Raw genomic sequence first — 20,923 nt, 5'->3', positions numbered from 1 at the left:
TAGACGACCATGACGACCGAAATTCTCATGCCCGCCCTCTCCCCCACCATGGAAGAAGGCACGCTGGCCAAGTGGCTGGTCAAGGAAGGCGACACCGTCTCGAGCGGCGACATCATCGCCGAAATCGAAACCGACAAGGCCACGATGGAATTCGAGGCCGTGGACGAAGGCACCATCGGCAAGATCCTGATCGCCGAGGGCAGCGAGGGCGTGAAGGTGAACACCCCCATCGCCGTGCTGCTGGAAGAGGGCGAAAGCGCCGACGACATCGACACCGATGCACAGGCGCCCGCCCCCGCACCGAAGGCGTCGGATGACGATTCCGGCGAAAAGGGCGACGGCGACACCAAGACCGAGAGCGCGCCCGCGAAACCGAAAAGCGCCGATGCGCCCAAGCCCGATACCAGCCCGGACTGGCCCGAAGGCACCGAAACCCGCAAACAGACCGTCCGCGAGGCGCTCAACGCCGCCATCGCCGAGGAAATGCGCAGCGATTCCACCGTTTTCCTGATGGGCGAGGAGGTTGCCGAGTACGAGGGCGCCTACAAGATCACCCAGGGGCTGCTCGATGAATTCGGCGCCAAGCGCGTGATCGACACGCCGATCACCGAGCACGGTTTCGCCGGGATCGGCGTCGGCGCGGCCTTCGGCGGCTTGCGCCCGATCGTCGAATTCATGACCTGGAACTTCGCCATGCAGGCGATCGACCAGATCATCAACTCCGCCGCCAAGACGCTTTACATGTCCGGCGGCCAGATGGGTTGCCCGATCGTGTTCCGCGGCCCCAACGGCGCGGCCGCCCGCGTCGGTGCCCAGCACAGCCAGGATTACGCCGCATGGTATGCGCAGATTCCCGGCCTCAAGGTGGTCCAGCCCTATTCGGCCTCTGATGCCAAGGGTCTGCTGAAAAGCGCCATCCGCGACCCCAACCCGGTCGTGTTCCTCGAAAACGAGATCCTCTATGGCAAGAGCTTCGAGGTGCCGGTGCTCGATGACTTCACCGTGCCCTTCGGCAAGGCCCGCATCTGGCGTGAGGGCAGCGATGTCACCATCGTCAGCTTCGGCATCGGCATGACCTACGCGATGGAAGCCGCCGACAAGCTGGCCGAGGACGGGATCGAGGCCGAGGTGATCGACCTGCGCACCCTGCGCCCGCTGGATTACGACAGCGTGATCGCCAGCGTCATGAAGACCAACCGCTGCGTCACCGTGGAAGAAGGCTGGCCCGTCGCCTCGATCGGCAACCACATCTCCGCCGTGCTGATGGAACGCGCCTTCGACCATCTCGACGCGCCCGTCATCAACTGCACCGGCAAGGACGTCCCGATGCCCTACGCCGCCAATCTCGAAAAGCTGGCGCTGACCTCCACCGACGAGGTGATCGAGGCCGTGCGCGCTGTGACCTACCGTTAAGGAGACACGAGCGATGCCCACCGAAATCCTGATGCCCGCCCTGTCACCGACGATGGAAGAAGGCACCCTTGCGAAATGGCTGGTCAAGGAAGGCGATACCGTCAATTCCGGTGACCTTCTGGCCGAGATCGAAACCGACAAGGCCACGATGGAATTCGAGGCCGTGGACGAAGGCACCATCGGCAAGATCCTGATCGCCGAGGGCAGCGAGGGCGTGAAGGTGAACACCCCCATCGCCGTTCTGCTGGAAGAAGGTGAAAGCGCCGACGACATCGACAGCGCCGCCCCTGCCCCGCAGGCATCCGACTCTGGCAGCGACGGGTCTGATGGCAGCTCGGACAAAGCGGCGGAAAAACCCGCCCCGAAAGACTCCGGTTCAGGCGCCGACTCGGGCGCGGACTCGACGACTGCCGCGCCCGCCGCGCCGCGCAATTCCAGCGGCGAGCGCGTCTTCGCCTCGCCCCTCGCGCGCCGCATCGCCGCCGACAAGGGGATCGACCTCACCGGGGTCAAGGGTTCCGGCCCGCGCGGCCGTATCGTCAAGGCCGATCTGGAAGGCGCCAGCGCCCCTGCCAGCGCCGATAGCGCCAAGACGGATACCGCAGCGCCCGCCGCCGCCCCCGCATCCGCCCAGATGCCCGCCGGTCCCAGTGCCGATGCGGTCGCCGCCATGTATGAGGGGCGCGAGTATCAGGAGATCAAGCTCGACGGGATGCGCAAGACCATCGCCGCGCGCCTGACCGAAGCCAAGCAGACCGTGCCGCATTTCTACCTGCGCCGCGACATCCGCCTTGACCCGCTGCTTAAATTCCGCGGCGAGCTGAACGCCCAGCTTGAATCGCGCGGCGTCAAGCTCAGCGTCAACGATTTCATCATCAAGGCCTGCGCCCTGGCGCTTCAGGCCGTGCCCGCCGCCAATGCGGTCTGGGCCGGGGATCGCGTGCTGCAACTCAAACCCTCGGACGTGGCCGTCGCGGTCGCCATCGAAGGCGGACTCTTCACCCCGGTCCTCAAGGACGCCGACGCGAAATCGCTGAGCACCCTCTCCACCGAGATGAAAGACCTCGCCGCACGCGCGCGCGACCGCAAGCTTGCGCCGGGCGAATACCAGGGCGGCACCTTCGCCATTTCCAATCTCGGCATGTTCGGGATCGACAATTTCGACGCCGTGATCAACCCGCCGCACGGGGCAATCCTGGCCGTTGGCGCGGGCGTCAAGAAGCCCGTGGTCGGCAAGGATGGCGAATTGTCCGTCGCCACCGTCATGTCAGTCACGCTCAGCGTCGATCACCGGGTGATCGACGGCGCGCTCGGGGCTGAACTGCTTCAGCACATCGTCGAGAACCTGGAAAACCCGATGGTGATGCTGGCCTGATCGACGCGGGCCATACCGCACACGATCGATTCAAAAAGCCCCGCCAGGGATCATCCTGGCGGGGCTTTTTCACTCCGGTCTCAGTCCTCTGACGTCGATCCCTTTGTGCCCAACAGCTGGTCCATGCTGACCGAGGGCTGGTCGCAGCCCGCCTCGCCGACGATCTTCGCGGGAACACCCGCCACCGTCTTGCAGGGCGGCACCTCCTGCAACACCACCGAACCCGCCGCGATCCGCGAGCAATTTCCGACCCGGATATTGCCCAGCACCTTGGCCCCGGCGCCGATGAGCACGCCGTCACCGATCTTGGGGTGGCGGTCCTCTTCTTCCTTGCCGGTCCCGCCCAGCGTGACCGAATGCAGCATCGACACATTGTCGCCGACCACCGCCGTTTCGCCGATCACGATGGAATGGGCGTGGTCGATCATGATCCCCTTGCCGATCCGTGCCGCCGGGTGAATGTCGATGCCGAACACCTCAGACGCGCGCATCTGGAAGAACCGCGCCATGTCGCGCCGCCCCTCAAGCCACAGCCAATGCGACACCCGATAGGCCTGCACCGCCTGAAAGCCCTTGAAGAACAGCATCGGCTGGATGAACCGGTCGCAGGCCGGGTCGCGGTCATGCACGGCCACGATATCGGCGCGCGCGGCGATGGAAATGCTACGATCCTCGGCATAGGCCACATCGCAGATTTCGCGCAGGATCTGCTCGGGCATCTCACTCGACGCGAGCTTCAGCGATATCCGGTAGGCCAATGCCGATTCCAGCGTCTTGTGGTGCAGGATCGACGAATGGATGACCCCGCCCAACAGCGGCTCATGGTCGATCGCCTCTCCGGCCTCGGTGCGGATACGCCCCCAGACCGGGTCGAGTTCGGCAAGTTTCGCGCGGGTTTCAGCCATTTGAATTCTCCTGAGTCCGTGTTTGAATATAGCAGACCGGCAAAGCGAGCAAAACGCAAAGCTGTGATTGCAGGGATAACCGGCATGAATGACACGTCAGAGGAACATTATCGCGCATTGATCGAGGCCCGGCTGGGCGACCTTGAACGCGAAGACCGCCTCGGCCAGTCCGGTCAGGCCACGGTCACGCTCGACCAACAGGCGGTGGGTCGGCTCAGCAGGCAGGACGCCTTGCAGAACCAGGCGATGGCCAAGGCCACCCATGCCCGGCGCCAGACCGAGCGCAAGAGGCTGACCGCCGCGCTCGCCCGCATCGACGCGGGCGAGTTCGGCTTCTGCGACAGCTGCGGCGAGGCCATCGCACCGGGCCGCCTTGCGCTTGACCCGGCGGCGACGCGCTGCGTGGAATGCGCCCGCGGCTGACAGGCGCAGCGCCCCCGGCCCGCCTGCCCGCCTGCGTTCAGCCCGCCACGTCGAGCGCCGCGAACACCCCGGTGCCATACAGCGCCGAAACCTGCGCCACCCGCAGCGAAAACGCCCCGTTCAACCCGTCCAGCGCCTGTTGCGCCGCGTCATAGGTCCAGAGCGGCTGCGCGACCATTTCCTCGCGCAGCAACACGCCGCCCTGCATGACCCGCACCACATAGGCCTCGCTTTCCTCGCCCAGCGGCACCTCGGGCGTGTCCCAGCGGTCGCCCCCGATGCGGGTGCGCCGGATCCAGCTCAGGGTCATGTCCTGCCCCGGCGCGCCACTCATGCGCAGATGCACCGGCGACAACGGCCGCAGGCCGATCCCGCGAAATGCCAGTCGCGCACCCTGGTAAGACGGGCCGCCCACCGCCCTGTCCGCCGGGCCGATCCGGTAGTATCTGACCAGCCCGCGCTTGGCCTCGGGCAACGCGATCTGACGCGCGCTGCCGTCCAGCCGCACAACGAAAGAACCCTCGGGCCACGTGCCGGTCATCGCCGCATCGCTGCCAAGCTGGCCGCGCAACCGGTTGCGCAGCTCATAGATGTCCTCACCGACCAGCTCCGCATCGCGGAACTGGAACAGCTCCCAGCCATCCGGCGTGCCATCGCCGATCGCGCAGAGGTTCGCACCCCCGAAGAAGGCGGCATCGCTGACGCTCTCCAGCGCGCCGCTCAGCATCCGCAGGCGAAGCCCCTCGCCCCGGTCGATCAGCCCCGGCTGCGCCGGACCCATGGCGGTTTCGGTGATGCCGACGGGCGTGCGCGCGGCAAGTATCCTGTTGAGCCCATAGCGCGCATCCACATCCGACGCATAAAGCGCCGCCGCCCCCGGCCAGGGCTCCGCCGTCACCGCCAGATGCGGCGCGTGGGGAACCTCGGCGCCACTCATCAGCGGCAAATCGAGGAAAAACGGCGTCACCGTCACCGGCGCGGTAAAGGCGCGCGCCCGCGCCGCCGCCGCCGAAGCCCCCTGCGAGAAGGCAGCGGCGCGATAGGTCTCGGGCTCGATACGCACCGCGTCGATGCGCTGCGCCTGCCCCAGATGTTCGACACGGTCGATGCGAAACAGCCCCTCGCCGCCCTCTTCGGGCAGGGCGATCACGTCGCCCGCCCCCGCCTCCAGCCGCGAAGGCGGCAGGCACAGGCGCACCGCGTCGGTCGCGACGCGCGCCTCCGACAGCCAGCGTTCGGCGGTCTGGCGCCCCTCGGCGCGGGTCATCGCCAGCGCCATTTCCGACCCCGAGACCGCGCGGCTCGTCTCGTCCGGCATGACCGCCTCCTCGGCGATCACCGCGTAATCGCTGTCCGCCTCGACAAAGCGCAGCCGCACGCGCCCCGCCAGTTCCGCCGCGCTGCCCCGGGTTTCCTCGAGGATGCCCTCCATCTCCGGGTGACGCACCAGGCTCTCCGGGTCCAGCCGGTGATCCACACGCCCGTCGCGCAGGCGAAACCGCAAGACTCCGTCGCGCTCCACCGCGTCGAACCCGTATCGCAGCATCAGCGGCTGCAGCGCACCGCGCGCCGCGTCGACCTGATCCACCAGGTAGCCGCGCAGATACCCGTGAAGCCCGCGCGTGTCGCAGCCCGTCAGCCCCGCACGCGCCGTCATCTCCTCGACCACCGAGTCGAGCCGACGCGCCGACATCCGCCCGTTCAGCCAATGCCCGCGCGCATAATTGCTTCCGTCGCTCCACAGCGACCGGTTGTCGGGAAAGAACGGGAACGGGCGCGCATCCCAGGCCCAGGCGCAGGCATGATCCCAATCCACCATCCCGGCCCCGTAAATCGGCGAGACGGGATTGTTGGCAGGATCGGTCCAATAGCCTGCCATCGCGCGCAGATATTGCAGCTGGATCAGATCGTCGCGCTGCCCGTTCGAATGGTAGGGCATCCGCGACTCCGACGATTTCGGATCCAGAAAGACATTCGGCTGGTTCGTCCCCTTGTCGATCGCAGGGCAGCCGTATTCGTCCACCCAGGCCCCGTCGAACTGCGGCCCGCGCAGCGCCTCGGGGTCATGCGCCGAAAACGCCTGCGCCACCGCGCCATTGGGCCAGATCAGCCGCTTGCGCGTCGCCTGCCAGTCCGGCCGCCGGTCGGGCGGCGAACAGGCGAGGATGCCGCTTTCGCCGAACACCATCACCTCGCGCACCTGATCGATGGTCTCGCCCACCAGCGCCATGCGCCGGCAGCGTCCCGGATCGAGCGGCATCGCCCCTTCGACCTGTGCGCGCACCCATTCGGCGCCCGCGCGGGTCTTGCCCGCACCGCGCCCGCCCAGGATCAGCCAGTTGCGCCAGTTGCCCTCGGGGGGCAATTGATGCTCCAGCGCCCAGAACTCGAACAGGTAGGGCAGCGCCATCAGCTCGCCCTCATCCAGACTGTCGAGGAATTCGTCCTGGGCATCTGGCCCTTCTGAGACGATCCAGGCGGCACCGGATCGAAGATCGTGCCTCTCTGAGGTCGAGCGCGTAATCGCGAACGATGCCTTTTTCCTGCTTTCTGCGTTTTTCAAGTTGTGCCTCCGCTTCAATCGCGATCTTCAGCCATTGCCGGATTTCCGACGTGGCGCGGCTCGCGTTCTTCAACTGGTCCAGGTCTCCGCCCCGGATCCGGGAATAGAGCCCCTCCAGATCCTCGCGCATGTCCGACAACTGTCGTTCCAGCGCGTCGATCGAAGTCGAAAGCCCCGTGGGGCCTTCGTCGGGGGTAATCAAAACCATGCCTGCTCATGCCTCTTGCCTTGCGTGTCCGCCCCTCCGGTCCGAGAAAGGCAGGCATGACCCACCCCATCCGGCACCGGACAGGCTGAGGCTCAGGCGTTAATGTCGGTTAAAGAGGCCGCGCGATGGGTGTTGCCCGGCGCGTCGGATCACGCCGCCGCGCGGCGCGCGCCTGTGATCGAGAGGGGGGATAATTCGGGGGGCTCGAAGGCGTCGGAACGCGCTCCGGCAGGGCATTTGTACAAAACGCGCCGCCGGGGCGACGCGTTCGGTACAGAACCGGCGTACAAAACGGACGTTTTGTACGCTGCTCAGTCGGTCTTGCGCTCGGCCTCGATCTCGCGCCAGCGCGCCACGTTGCGGTTATGCTCGTCCAGTGTTCTGGCAAAGGCGTGCCCGCCGGTCCCATCCGCGACGAAAAAGATGAAATCCGTCTCCGCCGGATCGACCGCCGCCTCGATGCTGGCGCGGCCCGGATTGGCGATCGGCGTCGGCGGTAGTCCCTCGATTACGTATGTATTCCAAGGAGTTGCGCGGCGAAGCTCGCTTTGCCGCAGACCCCGGCCCAATACGCCCTCGCCCTTGGTGATGCCATAGATCACGGTCGGGTCGGTCTGTAGCCGCATCCCCGCCCGCAGCCGGTTGATGAAGACGCTCGCCACCTGCCCGCGCTCTTCGGGCACGCCGGTTTCCTTCTCGATGATCGACGCCAGGATCAACAGCTCGTCCGGGCTGTTAACCGGCAGGTCATCGGGCCGCTTCTCCCAGGCCTCGTTCAGGATAGCCTCCTGCTTGGCCTGCATTTTTTCGATGACAGCCGCGCGGCTGTCGCCGGTCCTGACCTCATAGCTGTCGGGCGCAAGGCTGCCTTCGGGCGGGGTCTTGGTAACCTCTCCCGCCAGCACGTCGACGGCTTTCAGTCCCTCGACGATCTGCCAGCTCGTGACCCCCTCGGCCACGGCGATGCGATATCGTGTATCCGCTTGATCGCGCACGGTTTCATAGGCATCCGGGGTCTCTTCCGCACCGGGTTTGAAGGCGGCTTTCTCGACATAGCGGTTGGTCGCCGGGTCCAGTTCGCGCACCTCGATCTCCGAATCGGTCACGCCGATCCGGTAGACAACCTCGGTCCCGCAGGTGCTTGCGCCACCCCGCGTGACAAGGTCGATGATCTCGGACATGCTGGCGCCCTCGGGCACCAGCCAGCTTCCGGCCTTCAACTGACTGTTCTTGTTGGTATAATCCGCGCCTACGCGAAAGATGGTGCCATTGCTGATGGCGCCCTCGTTCTGCAGCTTGCGCGACACTGCGCGCATGTTGCTGCCGCGTTCCACCCTCAGGCAGATCGGCTCCTCAAGCGGCCCGCGGGCATTGTACTCGGACTGCCCCCACAGGATCACCCCACCCAGGAGGAAAACCAGAACAACAAGGAAAGTCAGGACGTTAGAGGCAATATGGCGCCACATCAGCGCGGCGTCCCAAGGCAAAGACAGGCATTGGTGCCACCAAATCCGAAGCTGTTCGAGATCGCCACATCGATCTTGCGTTCCTGCTTGGCATTGGGCGCCAGGTTCAACGCGGTCTCCACCGCCGGGTTATCGAGGTTGATCGTCGGCGGTGCCACGTTATCCCTGATCGCCAGGATCGAGAAGATCGCCTCGATCGCCCCCGCCGCGCCCAACAGGTGCCCGGTCGAGGATTTCGTCGAACTCATCGTCGCCTTGCCAGCCGCATCGCCCAGCAACCGCTCGACCGCCCGCAGCTCGATCGGGTCGGCCATGGTGCTGGTCCCGTGTGCATTGACGTAATCCACCTGGTCGGGCGTGATCCCGGCATGTTTCAGCGCCGACTGCATGGCCCTGAACCCGCCGTCGCCATCTTCCGAAGGGGCGGTGATATGATAGGCGTCGCCCGACAATCCATAGCCCAGAACCTCGGCATAGATCTTGGCGCCGCGCGCCTTGGCGTGCTCGTATTCCTCCAGCACGACAACCCCGGCGCCCTCACCCATGACGAAGCCGTCGCGCTCCTCGTCATAAGGGCGGCTGGCGGACTTGGGGTCGTCCGCCCATTTGGTCGACAGCGCCTTGCAGGCATTGAACCCGGCGATCCCGATCTCGCAGATCGCCGCCTCGGCGCCGCCTGCGACCATCACGTCGGCATCCCCGAACTGGATCAGACGCGAGGCATCCCCGATCGCATGCGCGCCCGTCGAACAGGCGGTGACCACGGAATGGTTGGGGCCCTTGAAACCATAGCGGATGCTGACCTGCCCGCTGATCAGGTTGATCAGCGCGCCGGGGATGAAGAACGGCGACACCCGCCGCACACCCTTGTCGCGGATCACCAGAGTCGTCTCCTCGATCGAGCGCAGCCCGCCGATCCCCGAGCCCAGCATCACGCCGGTGCGCTCGCGGCTCTCGTCATCTTCAGGCGTCCAGCCCGCATCCTTCACCGCCATGTCGGCCGCGGCCACACCATAGAGGATGAAATCATCCACCTTGCGGCGTTCCTTGGGGGCCATGTGATCGTCGGCGTTGAACGTGCCGTCGCTGCCATCGCCAAGCGGCACCTCGCAGGCGTATTTGGTCGCCACGTTGACGGGATCGAAACGGGTGATCGTGCCCGCGCCCGATTGCCCGTCCAGCAGCCTTTTCCAGCTTTCCTCGACGCCAGAGGCCAGAGGCGTGACCAATCCCAGTCCGGTGACAACCACTCGACGCATGCTGCTGCCCTTTCCATGTCGTTTCAAGGGTTGCTCATAACCCGCCTTGCCCCCGGTGGGCAAGAGCACTGCGCCCGGCTCATGTCAGCGTGACACCCTGCCGCCGAAATTCGCGCCCCCTAGCGAAACGCGGCGGTCGGGCCGGGATCGGCTGCTGCCAGCGCCAGTGCCTCGGAAAGATCGACATCGCGCGACAACAGCGCCCGGCCGATCAGCGTGCCTGCGATATTGGGCACGTATTTCAGCCGTGCGACATCATCGGCGCAGCGTACCGTGCCGCGCGCGATTACAGGGTGGCGGGTCTGTGCCGCCAGCCCCGTCAAAACCCCCAGGCTGCCATCGCTGTCCTCTATATCCGCGTCGATATCGGTGACGATGATTCCCGCCAGCGGCACGTCATCGAAGGCCTTCACATAGGCCTCCGGCTCAAAGGCGCTGCGCGATTTCCAGCCTTCGGTCATCACCCAGCCCTTGTGGACATCCACCGCCAGCACGATCTGGTCGGGGTGACGGCGCGCCAGCTCGCGCAGCAATTCGGGATCATGCGCCGCCATCGTCCCGATCACGATCCGCCCCGCGCCCCGATCGATCCATTTCGTCACCCGCTCGCGTGCGCGAAAACCCCCGCCCAACTGCACCGGGATACCCACCGAGCGGATGATCTCCTCGATCAGCTCGTCATTGCCGTCCTCGCCGCTCAGCGCGTCGATATCGGTCAGATGCATCCAGGACGCCCCGGCCGTGGCAAAGCCGCGCGCGGTCGCCACCGGATCGACATGCCAGATCACCGGCTCATCCAGCCGCCCGCGCGTCAGCGACACGCATTTGCCGTTCATCAGTTCGAGTGTGGGATAGATGATCATGACACTGGCGCCCCCGGTTTGCGATGCCCTGCCCGGCTCTGCCCGGACCCTGCACAGCATGAAGGCCATCGCCGAGTCCCGATATCGTCAAATCGGCATGATAGCGCCCGTTCACGTCCCCGCGCCGGGATTCAGCACGAAAAAGGCCCCCGCCATACGGCAGGGGCCTCATGCCCGAAGGCGAATGTCGTCGTCTTTACGACGCGTCGCTGATGAACTTCACCGCATCACCGAATGTCTGGATGGTCTCGGCCGCGTCATCGGGAATCTCGATGCCGAACTCTTCTTCAAAGGCCATGACCAGCTCGACCGTATCAAGGCTGTCCGCCCCCAGATCGTCGATGAACGAAGCGTTCTCGGTCACCTTGTCTTCTTCAACGCCGAGATGCTCGACGACGATCTTCTTCACGCGGTCTGCGATATCGCTCATGTCTTAATCCTCATCTTTCTCCGGGTCTGCCGACCCGCTTTCTGCCCCTGCCCAAGCCGGGAAGCGGCCATGGTGATGCCCCTCTCCGGGCGGCTCGGTGATCCCGTCCTCACGGGCAGCCGGGCACTTCTCCCAGCCGGTCTGCGCCGCCTATAGCACATGGCGCGCCGTAGGCAAATCCTTTCGCAAGGGGTATGAGACGCTCTGCAAAGGATGGCCTGCAGCCCCCGGACAGGGATCATGCAGGGTGGCTAAGCGCTTACACCGCACCGACAATCCGGAGTTGAACGCTGCGGCCACGTATCGCGCATCCAGCCCTGCCTCACCCCATGCCGGGCGGCGTCACCGCCCCGTTCACCCCCGCCCTGCGAAGGATCGTGCAAAGGCGGATGGGAATCAGAGCATCGCCATGCCGCCATTCACATGCAACGTGCTGCCGGTGACATAACCCGCCTCGGGGCTCGCCAGGTAGAGAACCGCCGCCGCAATCTCTTCGGGGGTGCCCATCCGCGCGGCGGGGATCTGGGCGTTGATCTTCTCTTTCTGATCGTCGTTCAGCTTGTCGGTCATGGCCGTGGCGATGAAGCCCGGCGCAACCGCATTGGCGGTGATGCCGCGACTCGCAACCTCATAGGCGATGGATTTGGTCATCCCGATCAACGCCGCCTTCGAGGCCGCGTAATTGGCCTGACCGGGATTGCCCGTCGCGCCGACGATCGAGCTGATATTGATGATCCGCCCCCAGCGGGCCTTCATCATCGGGCGCATGACGCCCCGGCAAAGCCGCATCGCGGATGTCAGGTTCACATCCAGGACCTGCGCCCATTCCTCGTCGGACATGCGCATGAAGATCTGGTCGCGGGTGATCCCGGCATTGTTGACCAGGATATCCAGCCCGCCCATGGCCTCGATCGCCTGCTTGGGCAGCGCCTCGACCGACTCGGCGTCGCCCAGATTGCAGGGCAGCACATGGGCGCGCTCGCCCAACTCGCCCGCCAGCGCTTCCAGCGGCTCGGTCCGCGTGCCGCTCAGCCCGACGCTGGCACCCGCGCCATGCAGCGCCTTGGCGATCGCACCGCCGATCCCGCCCGACGCGCCGGTGACCAGCGCGGTTTTCCCTGTCAGATCAAACATGCTCTTGCATCCTTTCGGTTCTGGCGCCGGACCGCATCCTGGCGACCCGGCCTGAAAATTCGCGCTTCCCGCGGCCTCAGCCGTTCAGCGCCGCGACAGCCGCCGCGACATCCTCGGGCGTGCCGATGGCGCGAGTGGTCAGGTCGCGGTCGATCCGGCGGGCCATGCCACTCAGCGCCTTGCCCGCGCCGATCTCCCAAAGCTCGCTCACACCCTCACCCGCCATGTAAAGCACCGACTCGCGCCAGCGTACCGCGCCGGTGACCTGGCTGACCAGCAGCTTGCGGATCTCCGCCGGATCGCTGACCGGTGCGGCCAGCACATTGGCCACCAGCGGCACCTTGGGCGCGGCCATCTCGACCCCGCTCAGCGCCTCCTGCATCACATCGGCGGCAGGCTGCATCAATGCGCAATGAAAAGGCGCGCTCACAGGCAGCAACATCGCGCGCTTGGCGCCCTTCTCCTTGGCGATCTCCACCGCGCGTTCCACGGCGGATTTCGCGCCCGAGACCACCACCTGTCCGGGGTCGTTGTCATTGGCCGCCTGGCAGACCTCGCCCTGCGCGGCGGCCTCCGCCACCTCGCGCACGGCCTCCAGATCAAGGCCCAGAATGGCCGCCATCGCGCCCTCGCCCACCGGCACGGCCTTCTGCATGGCCTCGCCCCGAATGCGCAGCAGGCGCGCGCAATCGGCGATGCTCAGCGCGCCCGCCGCCGCCAGCGCCGAATATTCGCCCAGCGAATGCCCCGCCACCATCGCGGCCGCATCCACGCCGACGCCCTCGGCCTCCAGCGCACGCATCGCCGCCAGCGAGGTGGCCATCAGCGCGGGCTGGGCGTTCTGCGTAAGGGTCAGCTCGTCCTGCTCGCCCTCCCAGATCAGCGCGCTCAGCTTTTCGCCCAGGGCCTCGTCGACCTCCTCGAACACGGCTTTGGCGGCCGGATAGGCCCCGGCCAGAGCCTGCCCCATTCCGATGGTCTGGGCGCCCTGCCCGGGGAATACGAATGCTCGGCTCATCATGGTCTCCTGCCTCCCGAATAGCTGTGCTGCAACCCGATACCGCGCCTCGTGCACAGAGGCAACGCCCAACACCGACGCACGGCGCCTGTGCGCCCTGCACCATTGCCCCGCCCGCATGCTCCGCTAATGTCGCTACAAAGCCCGCAACCATCAGGAGCCCCGCACGATGCCGCTCAGCAATACCAGCACGACCTATGGCAGCGTCACCAAGACCTTTCACTGGCTGACCGCCCTGCTGATCCTGGCGATGTTCCCCCTCGGGCTGTTGGCCAGCGACCTCGCCCACGACGTGCGCGGTGGCAGCGCCAGCCCCGACGACTCCGCGCTTCAGCTCGCCGCCACGCTCTTCTCGATGCACAAGACCATCGGCGTTGCGCTCTTCTTTGTGGCGCTGGCACGCATAGCCTGGGCCATCGGCCAGCCCAAACCGGCGCTTCTCAATGGCGACAAGCCTGCCGAGGCATGGCTCGCCGAAACCGTGCATTGGCTGCTTTACGGCTCGCTGGTCGCAGTGCCCCTCAGCGGCTGGGTGCACCACGCGGCAAGCTCGGGCTTCGCGCCGATCTGGTGGCCGCTCGGTCAATCCCTGCCCCTCGTGCCCAAGGACGAGCGCCTCGCTGATATCACCGGGACGCTGCATTACCTGCTGCAATGGATGCTGCTCGCGGCCATCGCACTGCATGTGGCGGGCGCGCTCAAGCATCATCTGCTGGACGGTGACGCCACGCTGCGCCGGATGCTGCCCGGCCAGAACCCGGCCCTTCCAACCGAACGCCAACCCGGCCATGTCCTGCCGCTTCTTACCGCGCTGGCGCTCTGGGGCGCGGTACTGGGCGGCGCCGGCTGGCTGGGCTGGTTCACCCCCCGCGACCACGCCGCCGACATCGCCGTACAGGGCGCCCCTCTCGACGCGGTGGAAAGCGAATGGCAGGTAGAGGATGGCAGCCTGCAGATCACCGTCGTTCAGATGGGCTCCGAAGTGACCGGCAGCTTCGCCGACTGGACGGCGTCGATAGACTACAGCGATTCCGCCGATGCCAATGGCCGCCACGGCAGCGTCGACGTGACGATCTCGATCCCCTCCCTGACCCTAGGCTCGGTCACAAGCGAAGCGCTCGGCGCGGATTACTTCAACGCCGAAGCCTTCCCCACCGCCCGCTTCAACGCCGACCTGCTCAGCACCGACGACGGCAAACTTGCGCGCGGCACGCTCACCATCCGCGACCAATCCGTCCCCGTCGAAATGCCCTTCACCCTCGATATCCAGGGCGACAGCGCCACCGCCCAAGGCGGCCTCAGCGTGGACCGGCGCGCCTTCGGCATCGGCGGCGAAAGCACCGGCTCGCTGGCGGCAAGCGTCGAGATCACTTTCGATCTCACCGCCCGACGCGCCGCCCCCTGAATTGCTCGCCCTTCATCTGGCTTGAAATACCTCGGGGGGTCCGGGGGGCTGGCCCCCCGGCACTGGTCCGGAAAGACACCGCAAACGCCAAGGGCCTGCCACATCGATGGCAGGCCCTTTCACAGTCACGCGGCGCGTGTCACTCGGCCTTGCCGGCCTCGATCGAGATCATCACCTCGACTTCATCGCCAACGGCGGGCACGGCGAAATCCATGCCGTATTCCGAGCGTTTGAGCGTTGTGGTTGCATCGAACCCCGCCCATGCCTGGCCGTCCTTCATCGGGTGGCTGTCGCTCTTGTTCAGCTCCGCCGCCAGGACGACCGATTTGGTCACGCCGTTCATCGTCAGATCGCCGGTGATGTTGGCGGTGGTATCGCCCGTCACTTCGATCCCGGTCGAGGAGAACGTCACCATGTCGCCCTCGGCCGCGCCGAAGAACTCGTCCGACATGAAATGGTCAAAGCGCTTTTGCCAGCCGGTCATCATCGAACGCACCGGGATCGACACGTTGACCGAAGAATTGGCCGGGTCGTCCTGATCGAACATGATCTCGCCCTCGAATCCCCCGAACATGCCGTAGGTGGTCGAAAACCCCAGGTGATTATATGAGAATACCACCTGGCTGTGGCTGGGATCGAGTGTGTATTTCTCGGGCGCGGCGAAGGCCCCGGTCGCTCCCATCGTCAGGGCTGCGGCCAATACCATGTACTTCATGTTGCGGTCTCCATGCTTGGATGATCGGTTGAAATCGCAAGCATCTTCGCGTCCGCCGCCGCTTCGGGCAACCCCCCAGAATTCAACATAACGTGTGGAGATCCGAACAGAGTCCGGACGGTTCACGCGCGGCCGATGCGGCCTGCGCGACCTGCAGGCACGTTCAGTTGGCGATATCGAGCGCCGCGCGCAGCGCCGCGCGGGTGCGTGCATCGGTCACCGGCAGCGACAGCAGCTCGCAGCCGCGCGCATCCCTGGCCGACAGGACACCGTTGAACAGCGATACCTCGCTCAACGCCTCGAGTTCATGGCTCGCGGCCAGCCGCGCCGTGCCATCCGCGCCACGTTCGATCAGCCGCAGTTCGCCCCTATCCCGGTCGATCTGGATTTCCGGCGATGGCGCAGGTTCGTTGAGCCCGCTCAGCAACATCAGCCCGACCGCCAGCATCACGGCTGAAATCAGCAGTTTGACGATCAGCATCGGCTCGTCGCCCGCACCCGCCGGAACCATCCAGAGACCGATCGCCGCCATCAGCAGCGCCGCACCGAGGCACATGAGCACCGCCCTGTAGAGCGGCGACGCCGTGCCGGGCGCAGCGTCGCCCGCAAGCTGCGCCTGCCCTGTCTCTTTCTCGTAATCGGGTAGGGAAACCATTCTGCCACCTCCGGACCATTCGCAACAACACTCTGCACTGCCCGATAGAAGCGCCGAATTCGGGCATCAGTGGGGCAATGACGCGAAGAAATCTGGAAGGCCCGGCGGCTCTTGCCCCGGCGTGAAATCCGTCGTATACGCCCCCTTCCTTCCGCAAGACGTTTTGAACCGCGCAGTCTCTCGTGGCGGGGCCGCGGAAGGGAATATGGCCCGCCTTTGAAATGCGCCTTGAAAGAAGTGGAGATCACATGCCGCTCTACGAGCATGTATTTATCGCGCGCCAGGATCTGTCCAACGCGCAGGCTGAAGGCCTCATCGAACATTTCAGCTCGGTCCTGTCCGACAACGGCGGCAAGCTTGTCGACAGCGAGTACTGGGGTGTCAAGACGATGGCCTACAAGATCAACAAGAACCGCAAGGGGCATTACGCCTTCCTGCGCACCGACGCCCCGGCGCCCGCGGTGCAGGAAATGGAGCGCCTGATGCGTCTGCATGACGACGTGATGCGTGTCATGACGATCAAGACCGACGCGCATGAAGAAGGCCCCTCGGTGCAGATGCAAAAGCGCGACGAACGTGACACCCGTCGCGAACGCCGTTGATAACCGCCTGAAGAAAGGACACTAACTTATGGCTGCAAAACCGTTTTTCCGCCGCCGCAAGGTCTGCCCCTTCTCGGGCGACAATGCACCCAAGATCGACTACAAGGACACGAAGCTCCTGCAGCGCTACATTTCCGAGCGTGGCAAGATCGTGCCTTCGCGCATCACCGCCGTCTCGGCCAAGAAGCAGCGTGAACTGTCCCGCGCCATCAAGCGCGCGCGTTTCCTCGCCCTGCTGCCCTACGCCGTGAAGTAAGGAGAGAGCATCATGCAAGTTATCCTTCTCGAACGCGTGGCCAAACTGGGCCAGATGGGCGAAGTGGTCGATGTGAAATCCGGCTACGCCCGCAACTACCTGCTGCCGCAGGGCAAGGCACTGACCGCTTCGGAGGCCAACATCAAGGGCTTCGAAGACCAGAAAGCACAGCTCGAGGCCCGCAACCTCGAAACCCGCAAGGAAGCCGAGAAACTGGCCGGTCAGCTCGATGGACAGCAGTTCATCGTGATTCGCCAGGCGTCGGATTCGGGCGCGCTCTATGGTTCGGTCAGCACCCGCGACGCGGCTGACGCCGCCACCGAAGAAGGCTTCTCGGTCGATCGCAAGCAGGTGGCCCTCAGCCGCCCGATCAAGGAACTGGGCCTGCACGACGTGGTCGTCACCCTGCATCCCGAAGTGATCGTCACCATGCAGCTCAACGTCGCCCGCTCGCCCGAAGAGGCCGAGCTTCAGGCGTCGGGCAAGTCGATCCAAGATGCCGCCGCCGAAGAAGAAGCCGCCGCCGACTTTGAAATCGCGGAACTCTTCGACGATATCGGGGGCGCAGCCTCGGATGACGAGGACCTGGCCGAAGCCGTCGAGGACGTGCTGCCCGAGCAGGACGACTCTGACGAGGACGACAGCACTCAAAGCTGACGCCCGGCGCAAGGCCACCAGACAAAGAAGGGGCCGCGCGACACGCGCGGCCCTTTCCTTATACCGCTGTTTTTACCGGGTTTCGCCCGTTTCCCTCCCGTTTTCCCCCCGTCCGAATTCCCCGCGCAGGGACGCCGCATCGCCTGACTGGTCATGTGGCGGATTGTCGCCTATAGTCCCAGCATCCGGGTGCAGTGCGGAACAGGGGGGATCCCGAACTGATCCAGTCGAAAACATGAACAAGCGCATGGACCTGATCGACCTTGCCAGCACGCCCGATGGCCAGCTGGACTTCGTCGGTCATCTCAACAAGCTCTGCGACAGGCTGGGGGTCGAGCACGCCACCTATTTCTCGGCCAATCCGGTCACCGGCAAGATGCACGGCTTCACCACCTATCCCGAGGAATGGAAGTCGCATTATGTCTCCGAACGGCTGCAGGCGCATGATCCCACGCTGCTCGCCGCGCTGCGCTCGGTGGCGCCGGTGGACTGGCGGCGCCTGGAACACACCGAAGGCTATGACCGCGTGTTCAGGGATTCCCATGATTTCGGCCTGCCCGACCAAGGCGTGACCGTCCCGATCCGGGGCCTCTTCGGCGAGGTCGGGTTGCTCTGTGCCTGTGCCTCGATGTCCCCGCGCGACTGGTCCGGCCTGCGCCGCGAGATCATCGGCAGCCTGCTCAACAACGCCGTCCACCTGCATGACACCGTGATGAATTCCGAACCCCTGATGCGCACCCTGCGCCATCCCCGCCTGTCCTCGCGCGAAATCGAGATCCTGCAATGGATCGCCGCGGGCAAATCGCAGATGGATGTCGGCGCGATCGTCGCCATCTCTCCGCGCACCGTCGAAGTGCACCTGCGCTCGGCACGCGAGAAACTCTGCACCATCAGCACCGCGCAGGCCGTGGGCCGCGCCGTCAGCCTGGGGCTCATTCAACCGGGGTAAGTGATCCCGCAGTTGAACCATTCGCCACAAGCGTGTACATATTCGAATCCCGTTAACTATCTCTACGGGATTCCCCTAATATCGCAAAATCAGCGCTTCGGTATCCTCGTCCCAATGATCATCAATTGGGGAAGAAGCCATGATCCTTGTTATCGATGCGTTGAACAAGCACCGCTTCGGCGGCATTCTGGACGAAATGTACAAGCTGCGGGCGCGGGTGTTCCGCGATCGCATGGGCTGGGACGTGATGGTGCGCAACGGCCGCGAGATCGATCTCTTCGATCAGCTCGATCCGGCCTATATCGTGGCGCTTGACGGCTCTTACAACGTGGTCGGCTGCAACCGGATGCTTCAGACAACCGGCCCGCACATGCTCTCGGACGTGTTCCAGGACATCCTCTGCGGCGAACCGCCACTGCGCAGCGCGACAGTCTGGGAAAACACCCGCTTCTGCATCGACAGCGAGCGCCTCAAGCGCCCCGGCGCGGATCGCACCGTTTCCTATGCGGCTTGCGAACTGATGGCCGGCATCGCCGAATATGCCTTCAACTCCGGCATCAGCGACGTGATCAGCGTCGTCGATCCGGCGATGGACCGGATCCTCAAACGCTGCGACAACGCGCCTTACGGCTATATCGGCAAGACCGTGCAGATGGGCAAGACCAAGGCCCTCGCCGCGCTCAGTGACATCACCGAGGAACGCATCGCGCGCATCCGCGCCTTTGCCGGGATCACCGGCGAGATCTTCCTCGAGGATGACGTGGTCGCCGACGCCCTTGCCGAAAGCACCCCTGTCACGATGCCGGTGGCGCTGCGCGACTATTGCGACGCCCAGATCGCCGGTGCCTGCACCGACTCCGAACGCGAGGCCGCCCTCGCCCTGCAGCGCGAGCTTGCAGGCATGTATCGTTCACAACCCAGCTGCGACGCCTGAAGATCGGCTACCAAGACCGTCGCGGCAATGCGGGACGGTGCGGACAATCTCCCCCGCCCGTCTCCGGGATGTGAATGAAAAAGGGCCGCTCCCGAAACGGGGCGGCCCTTTGATCTGTCAGTCACGCAAGCGCGTCGGCGATCACGCGTCGTCCAGCGCCTCGACGGCCTTTTCAAGATCGTCCTTGCCGACTTCCTTTTCCGTGACCTGCGCCAGTTCGGCGACATAATCGATCACCTTGTCCTCGAAGATCGGCGCGCGCAGCTGCTGGCGCATCTGCGGATTGTTCTGCACGAACTCGAAGAACTGACGCTCCTGGCCCGGATACTGGCGCGCCTGCTCCATGACCGCCTGGGTCATCTCGGCATCGCTCACCTCGACCTCGGCCTTCTGGCCCAGCTCGGCCAGCAGCAGCCCAAGGCGCACCCGGCGCTCGGCCAGCTTGTTGTGCTCATCGGTGGGCTCGATCTCGGGGTGGTCATGGCCCTGAACATCGGGGTTTTCCTCGTGCCACAGCTGATGCGCGATCTGCTTGGCCTCGGCCTCGACCATGCTGGGCGGCAGCTCGAAGCTGACCAGCTTGTCCATCTCGTCCAGCAGGTGCCGCTTCAGCACCGCCCGCGCGGCGCCGGCATATTCGGCCTCCAGGCGTTCCTTGATCTGGTCTTTCAGCGCATCGAGGCTTTCGGCGCCGTATTTGGTGGCCAGTTCGTCATTGATCTCGGCAGCGACGGGTTCCTTCACCTCCTTGACCTTGCATTCGAACACGGCTTCCTTGCCGGCCAGATGCTCGGCCTGGTATTCCTCGGGGAAGGTGACGCTCACGTCCTTCTCCTCGTCGACCTTCACGCCGACAAGCTGCTCCTCGAAACCGGGGATGAAGCTGTTGGAACCCAGCACCAGCGGGTAATCTTCGGCCGCGCCGCCCTCGAAGGGCTCGCCATCGACCTTGCCGACGAAATCGATGACGACCTGATCGCCATCCTTGGATTTCGATCCCTTCTTGCGCGCCTTGAAGTCCTGCGCGTTCTCGGCAAGGCTGCTCAGCGCCTCGTCCACGGCGGCGTCATCGGCCTTCACGACCAGGCGCTCGGCCTTGATCTTCTTCAGGTCGACCTCGGGGATGTCGGGCAATGCCTCATAGGACATTTCGATCTCGACATCGTCGCCCTCTTTCCAGTCCTCGTTGGTCATCTTGACCGAAGGCTCGGCGGCGGGGCGCTCGCCCTTTTCCTCGAAATGGGCCGACATGGCGCCGTCCACGGCTTCCTGCATGGCTTCGCCCATGATCCGCTGACCGAATTGCTTCTTCAGCAGCGCCAGCGGGACCTTGCCCTTGCGAAAGCCCTTCAGCTCCACTTCGGGCTGCGCTTCCTTGAGCTTGTCCATGACCTTGTCATCCAGCTCCTGGGCGGTCAGGATCATCTTGTAGGCGCGTTTAAGGCCTTCATTCTGGGTTTCGGTGACCTGCATTGTCGTCCTCTCATATGCATCGGGCCGCGGAGGCGTCCGCGGCGGTCAAAATCAGCCGCCCTTCTAGGTGCGCCGCGCGCAGGGTGCAAGCAGAGTCTTGGGCGGTGTTGTGGCTGCGGCATCGCTTCGCCGTCGGGCGCGCGGGCATGGCCCGTTTCTAACCTCGCGCCCTTCCGGCACATTTCCACGCGCCACCAACAGAAACACCGCCCGAAGCAGG

General features: G+C 65.1%; 21 protein-coding genes. 9 read left to right on the top strand and 12 right to left on the bottom strand.

Annotated elements, in window-relative coordinates:
• Positions 1-9 precede the first annotated feature (9 nt).
• Together ROH8110_RS03990 and ROH8110_RS03985 are read left to right on the top strand one after the other, a co-directional pair.
• On the top strand, positions 10-1,413 hold the full coding sequence (locus ROH8110_RS03990) for a pyruvate dehydrogenase complex E1 component subunit beta (RefSeq protein WP_085816413.1): 1,404 nt from the start codon (positions 10-12) through the stop codon (positions 1,411-1,413).
• 13 nt (positions 1,414-1,426) lie between these two features.
• Positions 1,427-2,788 carry a pyruvate dehydrogenase complex dihydrolipoamide acetyltransferase gene (locus ROH8110_RS03985; protein ID WP_085816412.1) on the top strand — a complete coding sequence of 454 codons (1,362 nt, stop codon included), beginning with the start codon at positions 1,427-1,429 and terminating at the stop codon, positions 2,786-2,788.
• 80 nt (positions 2,789-2,868) lie between these two features.
• Here the strand turns inward: ROH8110_RS03985 and cysE are convergent, their stop codons facing one another.
• The gene (gene cysE, locus ROH8110_RS03980) at positions 2,869-3,693 is read right to left on the bottom strand and encodes a serine O-acetyltransferase (RefSeq protein WP_085816411.1); all 825 of its coding nucleotides are present in this window, start codon (positions 3,691-3,693) and stop codon (positions 2,869-2,871) included.
• 84 nt (positions 3,694-3,777) lie between these two features.
• On the opposite strand from cysE, the gene ROH8110_RS03975 reads away from it, so the two are divergent.
• A complete protein-coding gene (locus ROH8110_RS03975; RefSeq protein ID WP_085816410.1) occupies positions 3,778-4,116 on the top strand; it encodes a TraR/DksA family transcriptional regulator in 339 nt (112 codons plus the stop codon).
• Positions 4,117-4,153: 37 nt separating this feature from the next.
• On the opposite strand, the gene ROH8110_RS03970 is transcribed toward ROH8110_RS03975, so the two are convergent.
• The 8 genes from ROH8110_RS03970 to fabD all read right to left on the bottom strand — a co-directional run bounded on the left by ROH8110_RS03970 (position 4,154) and on the right by fabD (position 13,057).
• The gene (locus tag ROH8110_RS03970; protein WP_085816409.1) at positions 4,154-6,526 is read right to left on the bottom strand and encodes a baseplate megatron protein TIM-barrel domain-containing protein; all 2,373 of its coding nucleotides are present in this window, start codon (positions 6,524-6,526) and stop codon (positions 4,154-4,156) included.
• 10 nt (positions 6,527-6,536) lie between these two features.
• A complete protein-coding gene (locus ROH8110_RS03965) occupies positions 6,537-6,887 on the bottom strand; it encodes a hypothetical protein (protein ID WP_085816408.1) in 351 nt (116 codons plus the stop codon).
• Positions 6,888-7,198: 311 nt separating this feature from the next.
• Entirely contained in the window at positions 7,199-8,353 is a 1,155-nt protein-coding gene (gene mltG / locus ROH8110_RS03960; RefSeq protein WP_085816989.1) for an endolytic transglycosylase MltG, read from the bottom strand.
• Positions 8,353-9,612, bottom strand: coding sequence for a beta-ketoacyl-ACP synthase II (fabF, locus tag ROH8110_RS03955; protein WP_085816407.1), 1,260 nt, complete (start codon positions 9,610-9,612; stop codon positions 8,353-8,355). Before fabF ends, mltG begins: the two co-directional genes overlap by 1 nt.
• Positions 9,613-9,731: 119 nt before the next feature.
• Positions 9,732-10,475, bottom strand: a complete 744-nt coding sequence (locus ROH8110_RS03950; RefSeq protein WP_085816988.1) for a 1-(5-phosphoribosyl)-5-[(5-phosphoribosylamino)methylideneamino] imidazole-4-carboxamide isomerase — start codon at positions 10,473-10,475, stop codon at positions 9,732-9,734.
• Positions 10,476-10,671: 196 nt separating this feature from the next.
• The gene (locus ROH8110_RS03945; protein WP_085816406.1) at positions 10,672-10,905 is read right to left on the bottom strand and encodes an acyl carrier protein; all 234 of its coding nucleotides are present in this window, start codon (positions 10,903-10,905) and stop codon (positions 10,672-10,674) included.
• Positions 10,906-11,301: 396 nt separating this feature from the next.
• Entirely contained in the window at positions 11,302-12,039 is a 738-nt protein-coding gene (gene fabG, locus ROH8110_RS03940) for a 3-oxoacyl-[acyl-carrier-protein] reductase (protein WP_085816405.1), read from the bottom strand.
• Positions 12,040-12,115: 76 nt separating this feature from the next.
• Positions 12,116-13,057 carry an ACP S-malonyltransferase gene (gene fabD, locus ROH8110_RS03935; RefSeq protein WP_085816986.1) on the bottom strand — a complete coding sequence of 314 codons (942 nt, stop codon included), beginning with the start codon at positions 13,055-13,057 and terminating at the stop codon, positions 12,116-12,118.
• A 169-nt stretch (positions 13,058-13,226) separates the two neighbouring features.
• On the opposite strand from fabD, the gene ROH8110_RS03930 reads away from it, so the two are divergent.
• Positions 13,227-14,462 (top strand): cytochrome b/b6 domain-containing protein, encoded by a 1,236-nt coding sequence (locus tag ROH8110_RS03930; protein ID WP_085816404.1) that lies wholly within the window; start codon positions 13,227-13,229, stop codon positions 14,460-14,462.
• A gap of 139 nt (positions 14,463-14,601) precedes the next feature.
• Here ROH8110_RS03930 and ROH8110_RS03925 read toward each other — a convergent pair whose 3' ends face one another.
• Positions 14,602-15,177: a YceI family protein gene (locus ROH8110_RS03925; protein WP_085816403.1), complete on the bottom strand. Its 576-nt coding sequence runs from the start codon at positions 15,175-15,177 to the stop codon at positions 14,602-14,604.
• Between the two features lie 163 nt (positions 15,178-15,340).
• A complete protein-coding gene (locus tag ROH8110_RS03920) occupies positions 15,341-15,832 on the bottom strand; it encodes a hypothetical protein (protein ID WP_085816402.1) in 492 nt (163 codons plus the stop codon).
• Between the two features lie 248 nt (positions 15,833-16,080).
• Here ROH8110_RS03920 and rpsF point away from each other — a divergent pair, with 248 nt between their 5' ends.
• From rpsF to ROH8110_RS03895, 5 genes are all read left to right on the top strand, one after another.
• Complete coding sequence (gene rpsF / locus ROH8110_RS03915) at positions 16,081-16,434, top strand: 30S ribosomal protein S6 (protein WP_085816401.1); 354 nt, start codon at positions 16,081-16,083, stop codon at positions 16,432-16,434.
• Between the two features lie 28 nt (positions 16,435-16,462).
• On the top strand, positions 16,463-16,690 hold the full coding sequence (gene rpsR, locus ROH8110_RS03910) for a 30S ribosomal protein S18 (protein ID WP_058291462.1): 228 nt from the start codon (positions 16,463-16,465) through the stop codon (positions 16,688-16,690).
• A 12-nt stretch (positions 16,691-16,702) separates the two neighbouring features.
• Positions 16,703-17,347, top strand: a complete 645-nt coding sequence (gene rplI, locus ROH8110_RS03905) for a 50S ribosomal protein L9 (RefSeq protein WP_085816400.1) — start codon at positions 16,703-16,705, stop codon at positions 17,345-17,347.
• A gap of 235 nt (positions 17,348-17,582) precedes the next feature.
• Entirely contained in the window at positions 17,583-18,296 is a 714-nt protein-coding gene (locus tag ROH8110_RS03900; RefSeq protein WP_306372202.1) for an autoinducer binding domain-containing protein, read from the top strand.
• Between the two features lie 139 nt (positions 18,297-18,435).
• Positions 18,436-19,230, top strand: coding sequence for an acyl-homoserine-lactone synthase (locus ROH8110_RS03895; RefSeq protein ID WP_085816399.1), 795 nt, complete (start codon positions 18,436-18,438; stop codon positions 19,228-19,230).
• Between the two features lie 141 nt (positions 19,231-19,371).
• Here the strand turns inward: ROH8110_RS03895 and tig are convergent, their stop codons facing one another.
• Positions 19,372-20,703, bottom strand: a complete 1,332-nt coding sequence (gene tig, locus ROH8110_RS03890) for a trigger factor (RefSeq protein ID WP_085816398.1) — start codon at positions 20,701-20,703, stop codon at positions 19,372-19,374.
• Between the last annotated feature and the right edge of the window lie 220 nt (positions 20,704-20,923).

It is taken from the genome of Roseovarius halotolerans, assembly GCF_900172255.1.
Lineage (GTDB): Bacteria > Pseudomonadota > Alphaproteobacteria > Rhodobacterales > Rhodobacteraceae > Roseovarius > Roseovarius halotolerans.
The sequence above is the reverse complement of the archived record's forward strand: the minus strand, read 5'-3'. Positions and strand labels throughout refer to the sequence as shown.